General features: G+C 59.4%; 15 protein-coding genes. 9 read left to right on the top strand and 6 right to left on the bottom strand.

Going from position 1 to position 16,333, the window contains the following annotated elements:
* On the bottom strand, positions 1–217 hold a 217-nt coding region (locus tag ABMA59_RS28915), incomplete at its 3' end, for a transposase (protein ID WP_484534586.1).
* A 147-nt stretch (positions 218–364) separates the two neighbouring features.
* Here ABMA59_RS28915 and ABMA59_RS28910 point away from each other — a divergent pair.
* Complete coding sequence (locus tag ABMA59_RS28910) at positions 365–934, top strand: hypothetical protein (RefSeq protein ID WP_349008847.1); 570 nt, start codon at positions 365–367, stop codon at positions 932–934.
* A gap of 383 nt (positions 935–1,317) precedes the next feature.
* Here ABMA59_RS28910 and ABMA59_RS28905 read toward each other — a convergent pair whose 3' ends face one another.
* Positions 1,318–1,443, bottom strand: a complete 126-nt coding sequence (locus ABMA59_RS28905) for a hypothetical protein (protein ID WP_349008846.1) — start codon at positions 1,441–1,443, stop codon at positions 1,318–1,320.
* A gap of 256 nt (positions 1,444–1,699) precedes the next feature.
* Positions 1,700–2,626, bottom strand: a complete 927-nt coding sequence (locus ABMA59_RS28900; protein WP_349008845.1) for a lysylphosphatidylglycerol synthase domain-containing protein — start codon at positions 2,624–2,626, stop codon at positions 1,700–1,702.
* A 214-nt stretch (positions 2,627–2,840) separates the two neighbouring features.
* Here ABMA59_RS28900 and ABMA59_RS28895 point away from each other — a divergent pair, with 214 nt between their 5' ends.
* Positions 2,841–4,214: a Ppx/GppA phosphatase family protein gene (locus ABMA59_RS28895; RefSeq protein ID WP_349008844.1), complete on the top strand. Its 1,374-nt coding sequence runs from the start codon at positions 2,841–2,843 to the stop codon at positions 4,212–4,214.
* A complete protein-coding gene (locus ABMA59_RS28890) occupies positions 4,211–4,909 on the top strand; it encodes an RlmE family RNA methyltransferase (RefSeq protein ID WP_349008843.1) in 699 nt (232 codons plus the stop codon). The genes ABMA59_RS28895 and ABMA59_RS28890 overlap by 4 nt, the downstream gene beginning before the upstream one ends.
* Positions 4,910–4,925: 16 nt before the next feature.
* Here ABMA59_RS28890 and ABMA59_RS28885 read toward each other — a convergent pair whose 3' ends face one another.
* Entirely contained in the window at positions 4,926–6,332 is a 1,407-nt protein-coding gene (locus ABMA59_RS28885; protein ID WP_349008842.1) for an MFS transporter, read from the bottom strand.
* A gap of 192 nt (positions 6,333–6,524) precedes the next feature.
* Between ABMA59_RS28885 and ABMA59_RS28880 the strand changes: the two genes are divergently transcribed.
* Complete coding sequence (locus ABMA59_RS28880) at positions 6,525–7,724, top strand: tyrosine-type recombinase/integrase (RefSeq protein ID WP_349008841.1); 1,200 nt, start codon at positions 6,525–6,527, stop codon at positions 7,722–7,724.
* A gap of 150 nt (positions 7,725–7,874) precedes the next feature.
* On the opposite strand, the gene ABMA59_RS28875 is transcribed toward ABMA59_RS28880, so the two are convergent.
* Positions 7,875–8,543: a hypothetical protein gene (locus ABMA59_RS28875; RefSeq protein ID WP_349008840.1), complete on the bottom strand. Its 669-nt coding sequence runs from the start codon at positions 8,541–8,543 to the stop codon at positions 7,875–7,877.
* 424 nt (positions 8,544–8,967) lie between these two features.
* Positions 8,968–10,527, bottom strand: coding sequence for a primase-helicase family protein (locus ABMA59_RS28870; protein WP_349008839.1), 1,560 nt, complete (start codon positions 10,525–10,527; stop codon positions 8,968–8,970).
* Positions 10,528–11,414: 887 nt separating this feature from the next.
* Between ABMA59_RS28870 and ABMA59_RS28865 the strand changes: the two genes are divergently transcribed.
* From ABMA59_RS28865 to ABMA59_RS28845, 5 genes are all read left to right on the top strand, one after another.
* Positions 11,415–11,819, top strand: a complete 405-nt coding sequence (locus tag ABMA59_RS28865; RefSeq protein ID WP_349008838.1) for a hypothetical protein — start codon at positions 11,415–11,417, stop codon at positions 11,817–11,819.
* A gap of 2 nt (positions 11,820–11,821) precedes the next feature.
* On the top strand, positions 11,822–12,826 hold the full coding sequence (locus ABMA59_RS28860) for a hypothetical protein (protein WP_349008837.1): 1,005 nt from the start codon (positions 11,822–11,824) through the stop codon (positions 12,824–12,826).
* Positions 12,827–13,092: 266 nt separating this feature from the next.
* Positions 13,093–13,494 carry a hypothetical protein gene (locus ABMA59_RS28855; RefSeq protein WP_349008836.1) on the top strand — a complete coding sequence of 134 codons (402 nt, stop codon included), beginning with the start codon at positions 13,093–13,095 and terminating at the stop codon, positions 13,492–13,494.
* Between the two features lie 113 nt (positions 13,495–13,607).
* Entirely contained in the window at positions 13,608–14,840 is a 1,233-nt protein-coding gene (locus ABMA59_RS28850; protein WP_349008835.1) for a KGGVGR-motif variant AAA ATPase, read from the top strand.
* 41 nt (positions 14,841–14,881) lie between these two features.
* The gene (locus ABMA59_RS28845) at positions 14,882–16,288 is read left to right on the top strand and encodes a hypothetical protein (protein ID WP_349008834.1); all 1,407 of its coding nucleotides are present in this window, start codon (positions 14,882–14,884) and stop codon (positions 16,286–16,288) included.
* The last annotated feature ends 45 nt before the right edge of the window (positions 16,289–16,333 follow it).

The following is a 16,333-nucleotide window of genomic DNA, read 5'->3' as shown; positions in this document are numbered from 1 at the left end:
GATTGTGCTGCGCCTGCAAAATCAGCGCCTTGAACATCGACACCGGATCGAACGGCGGGCGACCACCCTTGCCACCCTCGCCATAGCCAAGTCCTTCGACCAGCCAGTCACGGAAATACTCAAAGTTGACCGTCGCCTCCAGAACCTCGAGCGGATCACCATTCTTGCTCAGCCGGTCGAGATGTTCCGAAAGCCCGAATAGCGACCGCTGCTCCATCGTCCCGTCTCCAAATCACGACAGAAGCAGTGAATCACAATTCCATCCCTACCGGGACGGTTAATGCGGGTCTCCAGCTAGCGACTACTAGACTCATTACTGGAATAAGTGCTACCTTCATCCGTTTGGGGAAAAAGGGAGGGCGACGTGCGATATCATACCGTAATATTTCCTATCCTTTTGGGCTTGGCATCGCCTGCAGCGGCGCATAGTGACGCAGATGAAATAATAAGCCCAGTTAGTTTTGACCTAGACGTAAATGGATCCGTTGTCCTCAAAACAATTAAGGAACTTGGGACAAAAGAAGCAGGGATACTTATTACTGCAGGCTGCGCTGCATTTTCTGTTGATTGTTCTCGTCAGGCGGCAGCTGGAGTGATGATTGCTAAAAAAGTATATCCAACTTTTTCTGGCGATCATGGAAGGGGCGACGAGCATCAGATAGATGTAAATGGCCCAGCGGGATATACATCTTGCGACGTGACCGTGAGCAACAATGGAATTTCGGACGAAAGCACGTTTTCGGCCAAAGTGGTTAGAGGTGGGGTTGAAGGTCTATCTACATATTTTGTTGTCCCACCTAGAAGGCAAAATCAATTTGTGCATGTCACAATTACGGTTAGATGGATGCCCATTGGCCGGATTGCACAGCACCCTGAGTGCTTAAAAAGTCATGAGACATTCATTAATTGCAAAGGGACAGCCTGCAATCCTTAATATTTAGCGGTCTATCCGACTCAGCCAAAGCCGCCCGCTGGCGATAATCGATCGGCAGGAACAAACCACATACAAACAAATTGTGGACAGGGGCGTGTGAAATCCGCCGGCTGCGAAAAAGCAGCGCGAGATATGGCATATTCGCCGCGCTGGCAGGGGTTTGCGGTGTCGTCTGACAAGTGACAGATAGCCACAAACCCCAACGCCAGATGGCGCTACGCCCGCAGGCGTGTGGTCCGGTAGCCGCCGGATCACACGTTGGGCGGTAGAGTTACCGTGACGAAATATTTCCATTTCTGCAACACGCTCCGAAAGAGTGCACAAGAAAAAAGCCCGCCGGGTGAGGGCGGGCTTCTGGTAGGCCAGCCGGTGAAGATCGGCGGTTAGGCGCCGCCGAGCCTACGCCAGTCAGCTTCCATGATCACAGAGACCGCGTGCCGGGTGCTGCCGGCGATCTCCTGCGATTCCTCGACCGTGGCGAAGCGCCGGGCGCGCTCCCACGCGGCCACGCATTCGAAGTGCTCCCATCGCGGGACGGCGGACCGGGCTAGCCGGCTACCTTGCTAGGGCTGTGAAGGGCGAAGGTCATGCCGTCAGTCCATCGAGCCCTAATTTCCTCGCATTCGGCCCCAAACACCTTCGGCGTGTCGCGGAGGCCCTAGCGAACTGCTCATGGCGGGCGGCGCGCCTTTCCATATGCGGCGTCCGCGCAAGCAAGCCACCGTCGCCTCCAAGCCGTCGGCGGTCCGCCTTCGGTTCGGGCGTCTAATCCCGTCCGAACCGCGAGCGTTCGAATGCCAGCACCACCACCAGCGCCAGCAGCAGCGGAACGATCAGGTAGAACAGCCTGAACACCAGCAGCGCGGACAGCACCGCCACGGGGTCCATCTGGGAAAGGCCGGCGATGAAGACGACCTCCAGCACACCCAGCCCTCCGGGCGCATGCGAGATCAGCGCGGCGGAAAATGCCACCACGAAGACGCCGAGGACGACCAGGAAGCCTGGATTGCCGGCCTCCGGAAGGGCGAAATAGATGATGCCGGCCGCCCCGATCAGTTCCATCGGCGCGATCACCAATTGCCGCCCGACGATCGGCAGCCGCGGATAGAGAATGGCGAATTTTCCGATCCTCAGCGGCCTGAACTGCAGCCAGCTTCCGAAGATGTAGAGCCCGACCAGCAGCAACAGCCCAAGTCCGGTCAGCCGCGTCGCCGAGACCGGCATGAAATGCACAAAACCGTCGAAGACCTCGGGTTCCAGGAGCAGCAGGAACGCGCCGAGCAGGATCGCGCCGAGCACGAAGGTGAACGAGCAGAGCGCCACCAGCACGCCGACCTCCTGTCCGGAGAGCCCCTGCGTGGCATAGGCGCGGTAGCGGATCACCGCGCCCGACAGCACCGATCCGCCGATATTGTGCGCCAGCGCATAGGTGGTGAACGAGCACACCGTGATGAAGCTGAACGGAACCTTCTTGCCGAGATGGGTCAGCGCGATGTGGTCGTAGCCGGCCAGCGCGGCATAGGCGAGGACCGAACTGCACGCCGCCAGCACCCAGCGGTGGGCGGGGATGGCCTCCAGCCCGTCACCCAGGTCCTCCAGCGAGATTCCGCGCAACTCGTTGTAGAGCAGCCATATCGAGAAGCCGACGGCGATGAGGCCGATCGCCGGCCAGAAATAGTTCTTTGGCTTCATCGCGTGGGGATCATCGATCGTTTGCCGGCAGCTTTTTCTGGGGGATGGGTCTTGAGCAGCGAAGGATAGGATGCCGGCGCGCTCTCCCGCAAGGCACTGCGACAATTCGGACAATCCGCTTGGTGATCCGCCGCGGCGCTGTTATGGTTTGCCCAACGCAAGACATATGGCAGCCGCGTTCCCCAGGTTCGTGCGGTGCTGGAAGGAATTTTAGGTGGAAGACCCTGACACCGGCGCGATGGCGCGGGGAGACGGGGTGTCCGAAAGCCCTGGAACGTATCTCGGCGTTTCAGGTGAAGAGCCTTCCCGGCAACCGAAAGGTGCCGGCGGGTTCGACCCCGCCCGGCCAGGTCCGGCGGACGGCGCTCCGGCAAATGCCAAGAAGGGCAGGAAGCGGCGCAAGCGCAGACGCGGCCGCAAGGTCTTCGCGCCGGGGATCTCCTCGCAGAATCCGCAAGGCGCCGCTGTGGTTGAGGCCGTTGCCGCGCCGCCCGAATCGCCGGCGCCGATCAGGATTCCGCCGCCTCCTCTGGAGCCTTCGGGCCGTCCCTGGGAGCGGGGCGGTCCTCTCTATGGCCGCGATGGGCCGATTTTCGCGGCACTCGATCTCGGCACCAACAACTGCCGGCTTCTGGTCGCCACCCCCGGCCGCCCCGGGCAGTTCAGAGTGGTAGACGCCTATTCGCGGATCGTGAGATTGGGCGAGGGCCTGTCGGCCACCGGCAGGCTGAGCCAGGCCGCGATGGACCGCACCGTCGAGGCGCTGAAAGTGTGCGCCGACAAGCTGCGCAACCGCTCGATCCGCCGGGCGCGGCTGGTCGCCACGGAAGCCTGCCGCGCCGCCGAGAACGGTGTCGAGTTTCTCGACCGGGTGCGGCGGGAGGCCAGGATCGACCTGGAGATCATCGACCGGCAGACCGAGGCGCGGCTCGCCGTGTCCGGATGCGGCCCGCTGGTCGAGCGCGATACGGATGCCGTCGTTCTGTTCGACATCGGCGGCGGCTCATCGGAGATCGCGCTGATCGACCTGTCGCGGCACCGCACGCCGCGGCTTTCCAACCACATCGTCTCCTGGACCTCGCTGCCGGTCGGCGTGGTGTCGCTGGCGGAGCGTTACGGCGGACGCGACGTGACGCCCGAGACCTTCGCCGCGATGGTGGCCGACGTCGCGGAAATGATCGGCGCCTTCGACGGCCGCCACCGCATCAGCCATCTGATGAAGGGCTCGCGCTTTCATCTTCTCGGCACGTCCGGCACCGTCACGACGCTGGCCGGCGTGCATCTCGGCCTGGAGCGCTACGACCGCCGCCGCGTCGACGGGCTCTGGCTCGACAACGAGCATGTCGACAGCATGATCGCCAAGCTCCGCGGCTGGGATTTTCAGCAGCGCGTCGCCAATCCCTGCATCGGCGCCGACCGCGCCGATCTGGTGCTGGCCGGCTGCGCCATCCTGGAGGCGATCCGCGCGCACTGGCCTTCGCCGCGCCTGCGCGTCGCCGACCGCGGCCTGCGCGAAGGCATTTTGAGCGAGTTGATGGCGGAGGAGGGAGTCTGGCGGCGGCCCCAGAACGGGGGAGGCCGGCCTTGAAGGACAAGCAGGGAAAGCCGGGCGCGAGCCGCGCCCTGAAGACGCGCATCAAGAACAGCAGCCTCAAGGAATCGTCGCGCCGCTGGCTGCAGCGGCACATGAACGATCCCTATGTCCAGCGATCCAAGGCGGAGGGTTTTCGCTCCCGCGCCGCCTACAAGCTGATCGAGATCGACGACAAATACCATCTTCTGAAGCCCGGCATGCGCGTCATCGACCTTGGCGCGGCACCCGGCGGCTGGTGCCAGGTCGCGGCGGCGCGCACGCATTCGCCGCTCGAGCATCCCGCCGTGGTCGGCATCGACTATCTCGAAATGGACGCCGTGCCGGGCGCGACCCTGCTGCAAATGGATTTTCTCGACGACGACGCGCCGGCCAGGCTTTCGGAGGCGCTGGGCGGGGCGCCGGACATCGTTGTCTCGGACATGGCCGCCCCGACCACCGGCCACCGCCGGACGGATCATCTGCGCACCATGCATCTGTGCGAAGTCGCCGCCGATTTCGCCATTTCGGTGCTCCGGCCCGGCGGCCATTTCCTCACCAAGACCTTCCAGGGCGGCACGGAGGCCGAGCTGCTGACCCGCTTGAAGCAGAATTTCCGCTCGGTGCATCACGTCAAGCCGCCGGCTTCGCGCGACGAGTCGGTCGAGCTCTATTTGCTTGCCCGGGATTTCAAGGGCCGTCAGGAGCCGTGAACAGTATCGCAAGGCCCTAGTCGGACATCGGACGCGCCCGCGGCTTGTGGCCCGACACCGATATGCCGGCGTCCGACGGCATGGTCAGGAACGGCACGATGGCGGTCGCCGTGATGCCGGCGACGAGCATGAAGGCCCAGGAGAAATCGTCCGCGGTCAGGCCGCCGCCGTGGAAATAGCCGCGCATTTCCAGGATGCCGCCGCCGATGGCGACGCCGAGCGCCACCGTGATCTGCTGCGAGACGGAGGCAATCGCCGTCGCCTGGCTTGCCTGCCGGTCGTTGACCTCCGCGAACACCAGGGCATTCGACGAGGTGAAGAACAGCGATCGCAGGAACCCGGCACCGATCAGCACCGCGATGATGACCGAGGGCGGCGTGTAGGCCGTGAACAGCCCGTTGGCGGCAATGAACGCCGAAGCCATCAGGGCCGCGCTGATCAGCACGGTGCGGAAGCCGCCAAGCTTCAGCGTGGTCTTGGCCAGCAGCTTCATGCCCATCGCCCCGAAAGCCGAGGCGAAAGTCAGCATGCCCGACTGGAACGGCGTCATGCCGAAACCCAGTTGGAACATCAGCGGCAGCAGGAACGGCACGGCCCCGTTGCCGATGCGGAAGATCGAGCTGCCGATGACCGCGGCGCGGAAGGCCGGATTGGCAAACAGGCGAAGGTCGAGGATCGGGTGCGCCGCGCGGCGCGCATGATGGAAATAGAGGAGCGCGGCGGCGGCCCCGACGCCGACGGTGATCATCCCGACGATCGGCGGCAGCGCCGGCAGGCTGACCACCGAAAGCCCGAACACCACGCCCGAGGCCGCGACGCCGGACAGCACGAAACCCCGCCAGTCGAGCGGCGGCGATCCCGACAGTTCCACCTCGGGCAGGAATTTCCCCGCAAGGAAGATGCCGGCGAGCCCGATCGGCACGTTGATCAGAAAAATCCAGTGCCAGGTGAAGAAGGTGGTGATGAAACCGCCGACGGGCGGGCCGACCAGCGGGCCGATCAGGGCCGGGAAGGTCAGCCACGCCATCGCGCCGACCAGTTCGTTGCGCGGCGTCGCCCTCACCAGCACCAGCCGCGCCAGCGGCGTCATCATCGCGCCGCCGAGGCCCTGCAGCGACCGTGCCGCCACGAAAGCACCGAGGGAGCCCGAAACCGCGCAGGCGATCGAGCCGATGACGAACACCCCGATGGCCATGCGGAAGACCCGCTTGGCGCCGAACCGGTCGCCCATCCAGCCGCTGATCGGAATGAAGACGGCAAGCGACACGAGATAGGCGGTCAGCGCCAGCTTCAGCGCAATCGGACTCGTGCCGATATCGTTGGCGATGGCTGGAAGCGACGTGGCGATCACCGTCGAATCCATGTTCTCCATGAACAATGCGGTTGCTAGGATGAGGGGGAGAACGCGAGGATTTCTAGCCATTTATCTGTTTGGATTCACTGGATTTATTGGCTTGGTGCACATCGGATGCACATGGCGTGAACATTGATGCACATGCTCGAACACGGTCGTGATTTATGAATGATGAACCTTGTTTCATAAGTTCAAGCATATTATGAAATACATGTTTGATGCCTCACACGGGGTGATGGCACGGTGGTGGGTGCAGGTCCTATGGCACGGGCGACGAACAAGTTAACAGACACGTTTCTGCGAAGGGGAAAGTTGGGGGCGGGGGTTCATGGCGATGGTGGAGGCCTATACCTGCGGGTGCAGGGTGACAACCGGTCGTGGGTGTATATTTACGCTGGGGCAGGTGGGAAGCGTCGGGAGATGGGACTCGGTGCCTATCCGACCGTCGGCTTAAAAGATGCCCGCGAACTTCGAGATGGTGCAGTGGCTTTGCGGGTCAAGGGCATCGATCCGATTGAGGCACGAGCGCAGGACCGCCAGGCCGCCGCCGAAGCTGCCGTGGTGCCCGTCGCCGCTGCGGTCATAACCTTTGGGTTCGTCTGCGAACAGTTCATCCGGGCGAAGGAAGCCGGTTGGACGCACGATATTCGCACGCGCTACAGCGGCTATGTCAAAAACCACTTGGCTGAGATCGCAGGGGTTGAGGCCGCGCTGATCGATACGGCCCGCGTGGCTGGCGTGCTGCGTCCGCTTTGGAACACGCCTACCGGCCCGTTCTTGCGCTCATTCATCGAACGAGCGCTGACATTCGCCATGCATTCGGGCTTGATTGCCGAGCGGTTGAACCCGGCGCGCCCCGACGCAATCGCGAGCGTGATGCATGATCGCGCGCATACCACCCGACATCACGACGCACTGCCTTACGACCGCGTGCCGCACTGTATGACGGGCGCGCGGGGGATTGAGGGCATGGCGTCCCTCGCGTTTCGTTTCATGGTGCTGACCGCGACCCGTCAACGGGAAACGCGGGAGGCCACATGGAAGGAAATCGACCTTGATGCCGCGCTTTGGACGATTCCTGCTGAGCGATACAAGACCCGCATCGATCACCGCATCCCGCTCGCGCCCGAGGCGGTCGCGCTGTTGGAGTCGATCAAATCCAACCGCGATCCAGACTCGCTGGTTTTCATCGGCTATCGTCGCGCCCGCCCGCTCTCTCAGCACGCCTTCGCCGGAATCCTCGCCGACCTTGAAGTTGACGCCAAACCGCACGGCTTCCGTACCTCGTTTGTCGGCTGGGCCACAAAGGTCGGAAAGTTCAGTGACGATTTGGCGCAGCGGTGCCTCGGGCATTTGGTTGGCACTGAGGTCACGCGGGCATACGACCGCGATGACCGCCTAGACGAACGCCGGGTAATGCATGACGAGTGGGCACGGTACGTGTTGACGACAAACACGTAGATGCACGCGATTAGTGCAGTTCGGGTGAGGGCAGGGCGCGGTTCATAAGCGAGGTCATACGTAGACGCGGCTGTGGCCTGACGAGGCGGGAGGATGCTAGACTCGTTCGAACCGGCGTGGGTGACGTCACCCTGGCATCAGGCCAGCCCGCTAACCGGATTCCTTCGCCCAGTCAGGCCCTGGCCCAACAGGGAATTTCCATTTGTATCCGGTCTTGGCCGAGAGCCGGCCAAGTATTTTCTGCAGGCGTTCGTACATACGCTCATCGAGGAAGGTTATGAGCTCTTGCCACTCGTTCCGGCCTCCGATGTAGAGCCCTAGGCCCATCTGCAAATTGACCCGAACTTCCGTGTCGTCAAAGTCAATCTTGATGGCACCGGTGATCGACCCATGCCGGTCATTATGTGCATAACGCTTGTGGCGGATGTCGATTATGTCGTCGTGAACGCCTTGTAGATGAGACGGGATTTGGTCCCTTGAGAAACCGCCCGCACCACTTCCGCTTACGAACAAGCGGGAGTAAGTCACCACGAACGCTGTCGTCAGCAACTCCTGCTCCATGAGAGCTTCTGACGTTACATCGAACTCTGTGGTCCGGAGGCGGTGATAAATATAGCCTAGGCTTGCCGTCGTTGGGACTGCGTTGATTAGCCGGATGAGGCTTTTGATATCCTGATCCGCGATCTGCAGCATATCGCTACCCTGCTGCTTTCGCGCTTCTGCGGCTGCGCGGTATTCCGGCGGCAGGTGCTTGAAAAGCTCTTCAGGAATATAGACGTAATCGTCGTCTTCCCAAATCGTCTGCGTTGAATCGCTCATACTTAACAGCCTTTCGACAATGCGGTCGTGAGCCAACACGCGCCTTTGACTTGAAAACTAGGAAATCAATCCGGTTCGGACAATAGCGAGCTGGGCCTGGGGAACCGTGCCCCGCCGCTTCCGCAACGCTCGGTTCGTTAACGCGTTTGGTGGCAAGGTGGGCACAGGGGGTTGGTGGTGCTACAAGGTTCATCCGCCGCAGTTCATCGGGAGTCCGGGGAGTTCCCTGCCGTCCGTCTTGACAACACCCGATGACCTCAACCCCCCACGGAATAAGGGTTCTCGGGTTATTCATCGGGAGTCTCGGGGGTCTCGGGGGTAAAATGAAATCGGTAAAATGAAGGGGCAGATCGGCTCCTATATATGCGGGCAAGGGATGTTTACAGACTCCCGAGGTCCCAAGTCCCGAGGAATCCTACTGCCATCATCCTGTCGGGGTAACTTCACTCCATGTTGTCTGACCGTTGGACCAATCCACTTTCATCCCATTGTTCCTGCGCTCTTCGAACAATTTCCGCGCCTCTTTCAATTCGGGAATCCGACGACCACCCAATGACTTCCGGCTACCCGGCACCCAAACGTCCTTCGTGCCATCGACCGCAAGGACGTTCATGACCTCTCGACCGAAGGCGGTCGATGACATCTGCCCCACGTGCCCACCTTGCAGTTCAATGAGCGATTGCACGGCCTTCGACGTCACGAGGTAGGTCGGCCCGTCATGGAACTGCTCGCCCTTGCCCGCTACAATCATCTCGCCACGGTCGAGCAGGTTCATGAGCCACTTCTTCGATCCGGTCGCCGCGAGTTCCGCCTGTCTCTCCGTCTCGACCGTCACCGGCTTGTCGCCTTGCGGGTGAAACCCCTTGAGCGGCACTGAGGCGAGGATCGTCATGAAGCGATCTAACTCGCCGCCGTACCCGTCCGCGCGTTCGAACACCTCATGGAGCTTGCCAAAGAATGCCTTGTCGCCGCGACGGCAATTCGACACCTCGAACACGGCGAACCGCGTTCCTTGTGAGCCTTGCGGCATTGCGGCTTCCTTGTTGGTCGTGAAAACGAAGCGCATGAAGTTATCGACCACGTACGCGCCAATGCCTTTCGGCTCAATTGTCGCCTTTCCGTTGTCGATCAAGTCGAAGATCGTTGACCTGACCGCCTCGGCTGTCATCGCATCGCGGCCCCCAGTCGACAGCGCATAAAACTCGTTGCACCCGACGATGGACTTGCCCTCGAACTGGCCGCTGAACTTGCCTTCAAGGTCCTTCATGCGCGCAGCCGGAAAGCAATGTTCGTGACCGAAGATCGCGACGAGCAGTTCGATGAACGTGGTCTTTCCGGTTCTTTCGTCGGCTGACCGAAGCACGATTGCGGTGCGCCCGGCAACGCGACAAGGATTCTGAACCGCGTCAGCGATCCACTTCACAACATAGACCATCACTTCGGGGCGCTGCGATGCGACGACCGTCCACAGGTACTCAAAGATTGTTGGGCAGGCCTCCGACAGTTTGATCTCGTCGGTCGCCATTCCGCTTACTTTCTTCGCCGCGAAGCCGCGCCACATATTTTTGATGCGCCGAGCTTCAAAATCACTGCCGATCTTATTGATCCCGATCGGGCGGAAAACCTCGTAGCGGTACCTCGGCGCATCGCCGGAATTCAACCAAGCCGAAGCGGCGGGCGTAGCCACCAACACCTCGGCCCCACTCTTGTCCTTCCGCTTGACCCACATTTTCTTGTGATCATACGCCTCCCGAAATTTCGGAATGGATTTCAGGGTTCGCATCTCGCCGTACTGGCGCACGACGCTCATGCCGCCTTTTTCGAGAACGATGTAGAAATGATAATCGAAGAGCGCCTTCGCATCTGCCTGAGTCATGATGCCAACGCTCTTGGCGAGTGTGGCCGGATCGGACAACCACTCGGCGTCTGCCATAGCCGCATTATCTGCGGCGTCCTGGGCTGCTAGATGGATGGCTGACTCCATTGTCGCGATGGCCTCGAAAGGGGGCGGAACCTCCTGCGACAAGGACGCTGTTGGAAGACTCCCGACGTAACTCTCCCATTCGTCCGCAGCCTCGCGCGGCATCGCAGGGCCAAACCCGTCGTCCCGGCTGTGAGTGGTGCTGACGGGAGCTGCTGCGTTTTGTGGTGGAGCAGGGGAAGGGGAAGCAATCCTCCGACAGAAGCCGGGCGCATAAGGCTCCCACCCCGGGCCGTGCCGCATGCCGCAATGGTCGCAGGTTTGGTCTTTGGTGTCTGACATCACGGTCATTCTCTCCGAGGTCGTAAAGCGCGCCCGCGTGTGGGCAAGTGCGACCGGAGGTTACCGACAGACCGGAGGTGTCGAAGAAAAAGTACCCTATGCCTGAGCACGAGTCGCGGCAATGGCCGCGACCTTTCCCGTAAACCGCCCGCCGACATATTCACCGATATATTGGGCGTGGCCTGCGATTGGCCTCCACTCGACGGTCGGCGGAACGGCAACGCACTTTGGTGTGTCGTCCTTGACGACACCGAGGCGATATCCGGGCGCGAAATAGGATACGAGTCGATCCGCTGTGTTGAAGTTGGGTTGCGGAGACCTCCCGTTTCTCAGTGCGTAGAGCGTAGCGTAAGTGACGCCGATTTCCTTCGCCAGATCATGAAAGCATCGCTGGTCGAGTTGTTTCAACACGTAGATAAGTCGGTTGTTTAGCTCGTCGCGGTTTGTCGCGCCAGCAATGTGTTCGGCAAAACTTGGATCTATACATGGCAACATTAGATTTACCTCGCGTTGTTTCTGCATAAATATAAACATATTGTGTTGACAACTGTCAAGGAGTGTGTTTGTATTATGATTGAATAAACTAATAGATACGATCGGATATACTGATGACCGCTGTCTTTCAAGGCATGGCCCCATCTTCCTATGTCTACCCGTTGCCCCTGAATGCCGAGGGCATGCGCGGCGATCTGCCGTTTGAGCGGCGTGAGGTGATCCCCTTTGCCCGGTGCGAAACGACTGTGCTGGCTCAAGTCTCAAAGATAAAACGCACCCCCAACGGCATCGACCTGACATTTGAAATCTTGGACGGCGATTGCGAACATGGGCGCGCGCTGTGCGGCGGCAACGGCATCGTCTGCGAGCTCGATTTCAGCAATGGGCCGCAGCATCAATTGGCCACCCAAAACCTGCAGCAACTCCTTCTCGCCACGGGCGTCAGTCTGTCCCATATGAAGTCCGTGGATGAGATAAAATTCCGACCGTTTCTTATGTCGATTGCGGTGCCCTGCTAGCCATGATCACCCTCCCATCAGCGCTTGACGCAATGAAGGCACGCCAGCGCTGGGTACTGTGGCGCCACTACACCAATGATGAGGGCAAACGCCGCAAGCTCCCTCTCGACCTCAATCAGTTTCCGGGCCTTTCGAATGAAAAGCGGAAGCAGCGCAATCGGCCCGATGTTAGGCTCGGGACATTTGCTGAGGCGCTCGCATTGTGGGGGCTAGCGCCCGGTGCCTTCGCGGGAGTGGGCTACGTTCCTGCTTTAGACGATCCTTTCACGGGTCTGGATTTCGACCAGCTCGATCACGCATCGACCAGTGCGCTGAATCTTTGGAACGGCTGCCGCACAACGACCTATTGCGAGTTCTCGCCCTCCGGTAAAGGCGGGCGGGCAATCGTTTCAGTTAATGCCGAGATGAAGCAGCGTCTCCAAGGCATCCGCAACATAATTCCCGGCTTAGAACTTTACTCGGACAGTGGCTATTTCACGGTTACGGGCCATGTAATCGCCAACCTTCCAATCGCCGACTACTCGAACCGCCTACCGATCCTCGCTGATCGCCTCGGGCTGCAACCGAAGGCAGGGGACGACATACCCCCTGTGTCCACCTTGCTAACGGGAAGAACCATCCCCCCTATCGAGATCAACCGCATTCACGAGAAAATCGGGAAATGGAAAAATGCGCAGCCCTACCTGTGGATGCGCGACGATTACGCAGCAGCGGCAAGATGGGCACAGGGGTCAGGGCATCATGGCGTGACCGGGCCTGACCGTACATGGTTGATGCGACGCTATGTCGGCTACCTCGTCAAAGCCGGTGCCCGTGATGCCGATGTGCTTTGGGCGATAATCAAGGACTCGGTTGTCTGGAAGGACGGCTATTCGCATCGCCAAAATGCGCTCGCTGACCTGTGGAGCCGCGTGGTGGCTCCGGCTCTTTCCACAATACTCGAGACGCCCAAGGGTGATGGGCAGCCCGTCACCCCGTCGTTCATGAAAATCCCACCCGCAGGGTGAGGAGGGGCACCAGTGACGCGCGTTGGCGACCTTTGGGGTATGTCGGGTAAGGTCAGGGCGCCGAGGGTGCGTGCCACCACAATGCCGAACGTATAGGGGCGTTAGTGGACTGAGAAACAGAGAATCGCTTGGCCCATGAGAAGCCATGCAATAGCTTGTTCCAACCGCATGCACAGCGAACGTGATCGTTTGGTATTGGTCCCGACGTTCCCCGCGGCTATGTAGTGCCGGGAGGGGACGATAGCGCGATGGCTTATGGATACGACATGGCTGGTGCCGCAAGGCGGCATCTCAAGGCTGCGCAAAAGCTCTATGACGAACAGCAGCCGACGGCCAAGCCCGGTTGTCGAGCCGTATCTGGTTACCTGTTTGGGCTGGCAGGGGAATTGGCCGTAAAGCACATGATGTCGCGAAGCGGGATGAAGCCGGATTCTGGAGACAGAAGGAACGATCCATTCTACGCCCATTTCCCAAGTCTGAGAACGATGGTCGCAGATGCAGCTCATGGCAGGCTACAGGGCCGACTGAAGCAAATCTCTGCCTCCGGTGTTTTTGAAAATTGGAGCACGGATATGCGATATGCGCCGACAGCCGAAATCAAAGACTCATGGGTGGACAAGTGGAGAACCCAGGCTACCGATCTCGTGGACAAGATGGGTGATCTATGAGTGAACACCCATTTTTTGATGAGGCTCTAGTGGTTGCCGCCGAGACAATATCCGCGCACTGGGGCCCGGATGTCCTTCGCGACGGAGTCATGGTTAGGGATGGTGTGGGGCACTTGAAGTTCGTCACCGCTGAGATCGCGGGATCGCTCGAGGATGCCGAAGCGCTAGTCGATAAGCTGCACACGGCTCTCGGTCCATACGCTCGCGCCGACGGTGTCGTAGCTTTTTCCGATGATCCTGGCTCTGCAAGATTGCTTGCCGCGAGTGACCGGCTCTTCGTTTCCGATAATAGGAACGAGTTCTGGCTGATCGACCGACGCATTGTTGGTGCTGCGTGGCTATCGGAACCAGTATCGACTGTGGCCGTGCCGCCGCGGGTGGTCTTTGCGAGTTTGAAAGGCGGCGTTGGCCGTTCTACGGCACTTACCGTCACCGCAGCTGATCTTGCTGCAAGAGGAAGGAATGTTCTTGTCGTTGATCTTGACTTAGAGGCTCCCGGGTTAGGAGATTTACTCTTGTCGGACGACCGGACCCCTTTGTTTGGGGTAGTGGACTATCTAGTGGAGAATAGTATCGGTGGAGTTTCAGACCGAATACTTCACAAATTTATCGGAACCAGCGAGCTAACGTTACCCGGTGGAGGGCGGGTAGACGTAATGCCTGCACTTGGTAGTAGTTCCGTGAAATATCCTGCGAACGTGTTGGCCAAGTTGGCACGCGCCATGACCGATGACGTCGACGCAGACGGAGATGTGGCAACTGTTGGTTTGCAGATATCAGGGATGATCGACCGAATTTCGGGTCTTGAATCATACGATGTTGTCCTAATCGATAGTCGAGCCGGGCTGGCAGAGCTTGCTGCACCTGCTGTCCTGAGTTTGGGAGCCTTGGTTCTGTTTTTCGGAACCGCCCAGCAGCAGACAATTAGGGGGTATCGGGCACTGTTCGCCGCCCTGCGTCTTTTGGCGGAACGGTCGGTGCAACTGGGCGTATCCTCAGATTGGCGCCTCATGATTCGTCCAGTTTATGCGAAAGCCAGTACCAGCGCCGAGACTGCGGCCGCATACGCGGATAATCTGTACGAATTGTTCGCAGAGAATCTTTATGACGAGATTGACGAGGACGGACAGTCGGAAAATGCAATCAATTTCGCCCCTGATGATCCCGATGGGCCTCACCAACCACTGGTTATTCCGTTCGACGGCCGCTTTCTGGACTTTGATCCCGCACAACGCGGAGATCAGTTGCTAGGGGCTTTCTTCGAACAAACCTATAGGCCTTTTCTCCATGGTCTTTACGAGGCGATCGACAATTTGCCTCATCAGAATGGGGCTCTTGCGGTATGAATGCGCGCAATGACAGAGACATGCAGGTTATACGGGAGACGATGGGCGCGCTCAGCCCTGCCAGTAAAGTGGAGCCGAATGAGGCAGTAGGGCCGGATCGTGTATTTACACCCGAGAGTCATCGTGCCGTGCTGGATCTCGGCCGGCAGTTGGTTGTTGGCAATCGTGGGATGGGAAAGAGTTTATGGACCCATGCGTTGACTGATCCAACAGTGCGCAACCGCGTGGCAGACGTCTATGGTCAGCAGCAACTGAAGAAAAATGAAGTGGTAATCGGTTTCAACGGCTCTGAGAAAGCCCTTCCGGTAGCACCCACTCCGAACGGCATCGAGCGCGCACTGGCGGAGGGATACAGAGCTGAGGATATCTGGAGGGCGGTGATATTCCGGGCTGTGAAGAGTGTGGGACCTAGTGCCGAACCACTGCAATTCGAGAAGACACTTTCGCGACTAAAGCAGAAGCCTGAAGAATTTGAAGAAACGCTTTCTAACGTAGACGATGGGTTCTCGAAGACAGGAAGGGGAATCTTGATTCTGTTTGATGCATTGGATCGCCTCCCGGGCGATTGGCATGTCATCAGACAGCTTACCACTGCATTGTTGCGCCGTGCGGTGGGACTGAAATCCTTCAGATCGCTACGTATGAAGATATTCATTCGACCCGATCAGTTTTCTGACAAGAGCATCTTTCAGTTCCCTGACGGCTCGAAGATTCAGAATGATCATGTTGATCTTAGCTGGCAGCCTTATGAGCTTTTTGGGCTACTTTTCTTTGAGATCATGCGCGACGCCTCAGGTAAATCTTCTCTAAGTGCCGTCGCGAAAAATGTAGGTGCATCTGATGCGTTGAATCAAGCCTCTAAGCCAGCCCGAAGCTCACCGGAAGATCAACGAGACCTGATCAACGCCATTGCGGGGGCCTATATGGGCTCTGATGCCAGACGAGGCAGAGTCTATACGTGGGTGCCATTGCACCTTAGCGACGCGAGAAACGCTTGTTCGCCGAGAACATTTCTAACAGCCTGGCAGAAGGCAGCAGAGCATCATCCCGCTCCAAGTGATCGGGCGGTGGACCATTTGGGTTTGATCGAAGGGGTACGAAAAGCTTCGAGCACCCGGTTGGCAGAACTTCGCGAAGACTATCGCTGGATCGATGGAGCACTTGGGGCGCTCGCGGGTCAATTCGTTCCGATTGAACGCGGCGACTTGATCGAGATTTGGGACGATTCCCAAGTTGTTCAACGTATTCTGAAAGAGGCTAAGTCGGGGGGATGGCTCGCTCCGGTGCAATTGGCTGATAATAGGGACGCTAACGCCCTTCTCGATGCGATGAACAGCATTGCGGTTACCGAGGAGCGCGCAAACGGCAAAATCAATGTGCCGGACATTTTCAGAGTTGAGGCCGGCATCAAGCGAAAGGGTGGGGTTGCGGTGCCAAGGCGTACATAGTTTCACCAAGATCGAGCCGTGCCTATTCGGCTCTTCGATTCCGAT

It is taken from the genome of Mesorhizobium yinganensis, from assembly GCF_040081985.1.
GTDB classification, from domain to species: domain Bacteria; phylum Pseudomonadota; class Alphaproteobacteria; order Rhizobiales; family Rhizobiaceae; genus Kumtagia; species Kumtagia yinganensis.
The sequence above is the reverse complement of the archived record's forward strand: the minus strand, read 5'-3'. Positions and strand labels throughout refer to the sequence as shown.

What these genes read in the sequence shown, in the direction of transcription:
- ABMA59_RS28900 (WP_349008845.1), bottom strand. Translation starts at nt 2,626, where the DNA reads ATGAAGCCAAAGAACTATTTCTGGCCGGCGATCGGCCTCATCGCCGTC.
- ABMA59_RS28885 (WP_349008842.1), bottom strand. Translation starts at nt 6,332, where the DNA reads ATGGCTAGAAATCCTCGCGTTCTCCCCCTCATCCTAGCAACCGCATTG.
- ABMA59_RS28880 (WP_349008841.1), top strand. Translation starts at nt 6,525, where the DNA reads ATGGCACGGGCGACGAACAAGTTAACAGACACGTTTCTGCGAAGGGGA.
- ABMA59_RS28875 (WP_349008840.1), bottom strand. Translation starts at nt 8,543, where the DNA reads ATGAGCGATTCAACGCAGACGATTTGGGAAGACGACGATTACGTCTAT.
- ABMA59_RS28870 (WP_349008839.1), bottom strand. Translation starts at nt 10,527, where the DNA reads ATGGAGTCAGCCATCCATCTAGCAGCCCAGGACGCCGCAGATAATGCG.
- ABMA59_RS28865 (WP_349008838.1), top strand. Translation starts at nt 11,415, where the DNA reads ATGACCGCTGTCTTTCAAGGCATGGCCCCATCTTCCTATGTCTACCCG.
- ABMA59_RS28860 (WP_349008837.1), top strand. Translation starts at nt 11,822, where the DNA reads ATGATCACCCTCCCATCAGCGCTTGACGCAATGAAGGCACGCCAGCGC.
- ABMA59_RS28855 (WP_349008836.1), top strand. Translation starts at nt 13,093, where the DNA reads ATGGCTGGTGCCGCAAGGCGGCATCTCAAGGCTGCGCAAAAGCTCTAT.
- ABMA59_RS28845 (WP_349008834.1), top strand. Translation starts at nt 14,882, where the DNA reads ATGGGCGCGCTCAGCCCTGCCAGTAAAGTGGAGCCGAATGAGGCAGTA.